A 6,432-nucleotide genomic window follows, 5' to 3' on the forward strand; every position below is an offset into this window, starting at 1 on the left:
TGGGGGGGGGATATACTCAAATTTCACTCTATAAAAAGTGGCACAAAGGTTTTTGACTGGATAGTCCCTGATGAATGGAACGCTAAAGAAGCCTATATCATCACTCCAGAAGGAGAAAAAATTTGTGATTTTAAAAAGCATAATTTACACCTTCTAAATTATAGCGAAGCTATCGATAAAGAAATCGAACTTGAAGAACTTCAAAATCATCTTTACTCCATAGAAGAAATGCCCGATGCTATTCCTTATGTAACGAGTTATTACAAAAGACGTTGGGGATTTTGTCTCACGCATAATGAAAGAAAAAAACTCAAAAAAGGCAAATACAAAGTCTATATCAATGCGAAACATGATGAAAATGGGGTTTTGGATTATGCTGATTTTATCCTACCTAGTACGCAAAATTCAAAAGATGAAATTTTAATTTCAACCTATCTTTGTCATCCTTCTATGGCAAATAATGAGCTTAGTGGTCCTGTGGTGGCTATTTTCCTAGCAAAATGGCTTTTAAGTTTAAAAAAAAGAAGGTATAATTACCGCTTTATCATCATTCCTGAAACCATAGGCTCTATAGTCTATCTTAGCAAACATTTAGAGCATTTAAAAAAACATGTTAAAGCAGGCTTTGTGCTTTCTTGCTTAGGCGATGATCATGCTTACTCACTCATACACACACCCAAAGAAAACACTCTAAGCGATAAAGTTGCCTTGCATACGCTTAAAAATAAAAAAAATTTCAAAGCTTTTAGTTTTTTAGATCGTGGAAGCGATGAAAGACAATACAATGCTCCGCTTGTAAATCTTGGCATTGTAGGAGTATGTCGCACAAGATACCTAGAATACGAACAATACCACACCAGCAAAGATGATCTCAATTTTATCTCTGAAAAAGGTTTAATGGGTGGACTTCAAAGCATACAAGAAATGATTTTAAATCTAGAAATCAACGCCGTATATAAAAACACCATAGTATGCGAGCCCAATCTTGGCAAAAGAGGACTATATCATACCCTTAGCACTGCCAATGACATTCCTTTAGCTTGTAATTTTCTAGCTTACTGTGATGGAGAGAATGATATCATCGATATAGCCAATATCTTAAATATGCAAGCTTATGAATTTAAAGAACTTTTGGAAAAAATAAAATTTTATGGACTGGTAAAATGAAATATTTTTTAGAACACAATGACAAAAAATACTCCGATAAGGATTTAATAGATGCTTTTTATCAACTAGGTATAAAAAGGGGTGATATTTTATGCGTACATACAGAACTTTTTAACTTTGGCATACCTTTGCTTTCTAGAAATGAATTTTTACAGACTATATTAGATTGTTTTTTTGAAGTTATAGGCAAAGAAGGCACTTTGATCATGCCAACCTTTACTTATAGTTTTTGCAAAAATGAAGTTTATGACAAAATAAATTCCAAAACAAAAATGGGAGCATTAAATGAATATTTTCGCAAACAAACAGGAGTAAAACGCACAAACGATCCTATATTTTCTTTTGCTATAAAAGGAGCAAAAGAAGAATTATTTTTAAAAGATACAACAAGTTGTTTTGGGGAAAATTGTGTTTATGAGGTTTTAACCAAAGAGAATGGAAAATATATGACATTTGGAGGCCAAGGACACACACTAACACATTATGCAGAAGAACAATTTAATGTATTTTACAGATATCATAAAATTTTCTCTGGAATTTTAATTGATGAAAACAATATATCATACAATAAAACCATTAGTTATTATGTTAGAAAACTTGACATATCTTCTGAGCCCAATTTAATTAACATTATCAATATTGTTAATAATACTAAAAATTTTAAAAAAAACAATTTTGCAGGAGATCATATAAATATTTACAACGCTAAAGAATATATAGAAATTTTATGGAAAAAATTAGATATAAACCAAACAATTCTAATAGAAAATTATGATACAATATATTAATTTTCAACATTCTCAAGAAAGTGGTATACAATGGAAAAACAATTTTATGAAATTTTAGAAAATATACTTGAAACCAAAGTAGATGAAAATACAAATTTAAGCATGGAAAACTGCAAGAACTGGACTTCTTTAGCTCATATTGATATCATCATGAGTTTAGAAGAAGAATTTGAAATCAAATTTAACAAAGAAGATTTAAGTCTCTTAAAATCTCAAAGCGCTTTACTAGAAAAAATTCAAACCCTAAAGGCAGAAAAATGAAAGAAAATATTGAAAAATTATTTCAAGCCATCGCTCAAAAAAATCCTATCCATTCTAAATATCTTAAAAAAATTGAATTTTCACAAGAAGACGAAGAAGAATTTGATAAATTAATTTCTTATTATATTCAAGATGGTATCAGTATAAAAGAACAATGCGATTGTTATTTATTGATCCTTAACGATACTTTAGAAGAAACAAAATTTTTCATAGAAAATGGGGCTTATCGTTATTCTAGCTTTGATGAAGTTAAGGATAAAGTTTATTTTAATGAAAGCTATATGAAACAATACATGATAGGCTTAGCTCTTTCTTCTTTTGTTTGGATAGCTCATATTAAAGTAAGAAAGTATTTTTCGCAATATTTAAAAAATTTTACTCCAAAAACAACTTATTTTGAAATAGGCCCTGGCCATGGAGAATATTTTGCAAGAGCAGTTAAAAGTGGTAAATTTTCCGCCTTTTATGGACTTGATATCTCTCCAACAAGTTGCGAACTTACTCAAAAAATGGTAAAACAACAAGTAGGGGGATTGATTACAAAATGTGATTTTTTATGTCAAGATTTTTTTATTTATGATTTTGATAAAAAAGCTGATTTGATAGTGATTGGAGAAGTGCTAGAACACGTAGAAAAACCTCTTGAATTCCTTAAAAGATCTAAAGAGCTTCTTAGCGATGGAGGGGAAATTTTTGCAACTATCCCTATCAATGCTCCTGCTATTGATCATATTTATTTATTTTCCCATCCTGATGAAGTTAAAGATTTGATAGAAAAATCAGGCTTAAAATTTAAAGCTTATGAATGTTTTATGGCAAATGATTATAGTTTAGAAAAAGCATTGAAATTTAAAAATGCTATCACTATGGCAGTAGTTTTAAATGCTTAATACAACACTCAATTTACCCCTTCATCATATAGGTGTGGCTTGTAAAAATTTAGAAAAAGAAAGGGAATGTTTTTTTAAACTAGGTTTTTATAAAGAAGCAGAATTTATAGATGAAAAACAAGGGGTAAGAGGCGAATTTATCATTCCTTGCAATGAAGCATTTCCACAGTATAGATTTGAACTTTTGCAAAATTTAAACGATAAAGGTCCGCTAGATAGCTATTTGAAAAATAATACCAAAATGTATCATTTAGCCTATGAAAGTAAAAATATCACCCAAGATTTAATTCTTTTGGAACAACAAGGAGGTATTTGTATTGTTCCTATTATGCAAGCAAGCTATTTTGCTAAACTTTGTTTTATCATGATGCCAAATAGGCTTTTAATCGAACTTGTGGAGCTAAAATGAATCTTTTTTCACCCCATTTAAAACGCAATGAGCTTATAAAATTTGCCAAAGAATTAGACTTTAGTAAAAGTCAAGATCTTCTTATCAATATCCATAGAAATCATGCTTTTGAAGGAGTGCAAAGTATCATTGCTCCTTTTTTACATTTTGCTAATTTAAGAGCTGATTTTAATTTCAGCTCTTATGATGATAGCTTGAGTTTTGATAATTTTAAAAAAACTAATTTAGAACTTTTATGGGTGGATTTAACCCGCTATAAAAATAATGTGCAAAATTTTCTAGAAGAAAGACTTTTAGAACTAAGAAAAATTTCACAAAGCCCTATTTTAGTCCTTAGTTTAGGAGAATTTAAAACAGATAAAAAAATTTTAAATTGCGAAATTTTTAACATAGAAAAACTCATAAAAGAGTATTTTGATGAAGAGGATATTTTAGACCTAGCTAAAGAAGAACTTACAGGCTCTAAGCTTAATAATAAAGCCTTGATTTTCTTAGCACAAATTTTAGGACTTAGCCTCATCCCTGCACTCGTAAAACCCGCTCTTAAAGCTCTTGTACTTGATCTTGATAATACCTTGTATCAAGGAATTTTAGGTGAAGAGGGCATAGATAATCTTAATTTAAGTCCTTTGCACAAAACCTTACAAGAAAAAATTAAAACTTTTAAAAAACAAGGCTTTTTACTTGCCCTAGCTTCAAAAAATGAAGAAAAAGACGCAAAAAAACTTTTTGAAACAAGGAAAGATTTTATCTTGCAATGGGATGATTTTGATGCTAAAATGATCAATTGGGAGCCAAAGGGTGAAAATATCTTAAAAATTGCTAAAAAATTTAATATAAATACTAATGCTATGCTTTTTATAGATGATAATATCGCCGAGCTTGAAAATACCAAATTTACAGGTGTTAAAACACTTTTATGCGATGAAAATATACTTTATAAAATCAAGCTTTTTCCTAATCTTTTAAAACTTTCAAACACCAAAGAAGATCAAATTCGTGCCAAAGATATAGCAGCCAATGCTTTAAGAGAAGAGCTTAAAAGTTTAAGCGATGAAGAATATTTTCAAAATCTTGAAATCAGCTTAAATTTTAGCAAAAATGATCTGCAAAATATCCCTCGCATTAGCGAACTTTTGGGTAAAACCAATCAATTTATCGCTAATTACACACGCTTAAATCAAGAAAAAGTCGCACAACACATGCAAAAAGAACTCATTGTAAGTGTGAGTATGAGTGATAAATTAAGCGATAGTGGGATTATCGCTATTTTTGTTTTTTCTTGTAAAGAAGGAAATTTATTTATCGATGATCTTTGCATTTCTTGTAGGGCTTTAGGTAGAAAACTTGAAACTAGAATGTTTTTTAAAGCCTTTGAACTAGCTTTACATTTCTTTGATCTTAAAAACAATAATGCAAGGCTTTACTATCAAAAAGGCGAAAGAAATATGCCATTCTTGAGCTTTTTAGAACAAATTTCCAAAGAATTTGAAAAAAACTCAGCCCTTATTCCATTTCAAAATTTAAACTTCAAAGGACTTATAATCCATGAAAACTAGATTTGATAAAGCCAAAATTTCAGGCATTTGCGTAAGCGTACCTGAACATAAAATTTGCATTGATGATGAGTTAGAAAGCGTTTTTTCAAATGATATTAAAACCCTTAAAAGAATGAAAAAAGTCATAGGCTTAAAAACACGTTATATTTGTGATGAAAACACTTGTGTAAGCGATCTTGGCAAACACGCAGCCAATACACTTTTACAAGGTTTAAATATAGATAAAAATAGTCTTGATGCACTCATCGTAGTAACTCAAAGTCCTGATTTTTTCATGCCTTCTACGGCTTGTTATTTACATCAGCTTTTAAATTTAAGCTCTAAAACCATAGCTTTTGATTTAGGGCAAGCTTGTGCAGGGTATTTATACGGCTTATTTGTCGCTCATTCTTTAATACAAAGTGGCTTAGGTAAAATTTTGCTCGTTTGTGGGGATACTTTAAGCAAATTCATCCATCCTAAAAATATGAATTTAGCTCCTATTTTTGGTGATGGAGTAAGTGCAACTTTGATTGAAAAAACGGATTTTAACGAAGCTTTTTTTGAGCTTGGAAGCGATGGAAAATATTTTGATAAACTCATCATTCCAAAAGGTGCGATGAGAATACCTAAAGCAGATATTTTCAACGATGATTCACTCATGCAAACTGAGGAGTTTAGACAATTAGAAAATCTTTATATGGACGGAGCAAATATTTTCAATATGGCTTTGGAATGCGAACCTAAAAGCTTTAAAGAAATTTTAGAATTTTCTAAAGTAGATGAAAAAGACATTGCTTTTCATCTTTTTCATCAATCCAATGTGTATTTGGTTGATTGCATCAAAGAAGAATTAAAACTTAATGATGATAAAGTTCCTAATTTTATCATGGAAAAATACGCTAATTTAAGCGCTTGTTCACTACCTGCCCTACTTTGCGAACTAGATACTCCAAAAGAATTTAAAGCGAGTTTAAGTGCTTTTGGTGCAGGGCTTAGCTGGGGAAGTGCGGTGTTGAATTTCAAAGATTTATACACAAAAGATATTTTAATTTACACAAAGGAGAAATAATGACAAAAACTGAATTTTTAGAAGAGCTTAAAGAAGCTATGCATAGAGATGAAGACTTAAATGAAGATATGCTACTTGATGATATAGACGAGTGGGATAGTTTGGCTTTTGTATCTGTGATGGTGCTTTATAAAAATCTTTTTACTTTAAAAATCACAGCCGAGGACTTGAAAAATTGTCAAAAAGTAAGTGATTTAATCGATTTAGCAAAGCTTGATTAAAACCTTTAAGGTTTTAATCTTTTATCACTAATTCAAATTTGTCACCCACATCTTTAAATATAAACACTTTATTTCCACAAGGATAA

General features: G+C 30.1%; 8 protein-coding genes and 1 pseudogene. 8 read left to right on the forward strand and 1 reads right to left on the reverse strand.

Annotated features, from left to right (window positions below):
• From CCO88_RS08725 to CCO88_RS08760, 8 genes are all read left to right on the forward strand, one after another.
• Nucleotides 1-1,167: DUF4910 domain-containing protein (locus CCO88_RS08725; protein WP_002840230.1), on the forward strand; the 1,167-nt coding region annotated here is incomplete at its 5' end.
• Nucleotides 1,164-1,955, forward strand: coding sequence for an N-acetyltransferase LegH (gene legH, locus CCO88_RS08730; protein ID WP_002800092.1), 792 nt, complete (start codon nt 1,164-1,166; stop codon nt 1,953-1,955). The genes CCO88_RS08725 and legH, both read left to right, overlap by 4 nt.
• A gap of 30 nt (nt 1,956-1,985) precedes the next feature.
• The gene (locus CCO88_RS08735; protein WP_002781997.1) at nt 1,986-2,216 is read left to right on the forward strand and encodes an acyl carrier protein; all 231 of its coding nucleotides are present in this window, start codon (nt 1,986-1,988) and stop codon (nt 2,214-2,216) included.
• Nucleotides 2,213-3,106, forward strand: a complete 894-nt coding sequence (locus CCO88_RS08740; RefSeq protein WP_002840231.1) for a class I SAM-dependent methyltransferase — start codon at nt 2,213-2,215, stop codon at nt 3,104-3,106. The genes CCO88_RS08735 and CCO88_RS08740 overlap by 4 nt, the downstream gene beginning before the upstream one ends.
• Entirely contained in the window at nt 3,099-3,515 is a 417-nt protein-coding gene (locus CCO88_RS08745) for a VOC family protein (RefSeq protein ID WP_002840232.1), read from the forward strand. Before CCO88_RS08740 ends, CCO88_RS08745 begins: the two co-directional genes overlap by 8 nt.
• Entirely contained in the window at nt 3,512-5,074 is a 1,563-nt protein-coding gene (locus CCO88_RS08750; RefSeq protein WP_002840233.1) for an HAD family hydrolase, read from the forward strand. The genes CCO88_RS08745 and CCO88_RS08750 overlap by 4 nt, the downstream gene beginning before the upstream one ends.
• Nucleotides 5,064-6,125, forward strand: a complete 1,062-nt coding sequence (locus CCO88_RS08755; RefSeq protein ID WP_002840235.1) for a beta-ketoacyl-ACP synthase III — start codon at nt 5,064-5,066, stop codon at nt 6,123-6,125. The genes CCO88_RS08750 and CCO88_RS08755 overlap by 11 nt, the downstream gene beginning before the upstream one ends.
• A complete protein-coding gene (locus CCO88_RS08760; RefSeq protein ID WP_002815232.1) occupies nt 6,125-6,346 on the forward strand; it encodes an acyl carrier protein in 222 nt (73 codons plus the stop codon). The genes CCO88_RS08755 and CCO88_RS08760 overlap by 1 nt, the downstream gene beginning before the upstream one ends.
• A gap of 13 nt (nt 6,347-6,359) precedes the next feature.
• Here the strand turns inward: CCO88_RS08760 and CCO88_RS10950 are convergent.
• Nucleotides 6,360-6,432 (reverse strand): annotated as a pseudogene (locus tag CCO88_RS10950) (DUF2920 family protein); the annotation flags it as partial.

The organism is Campylobacter coli LMG 9860 (assembly GCF_000254135.1).
Taxonomy (GTDB): Bacteria; Campylobacterota; Campylobacteria; order Campylobacterales; family Campylobacteraceae; genus Campylobacter_D; species Campylobacter_D coli.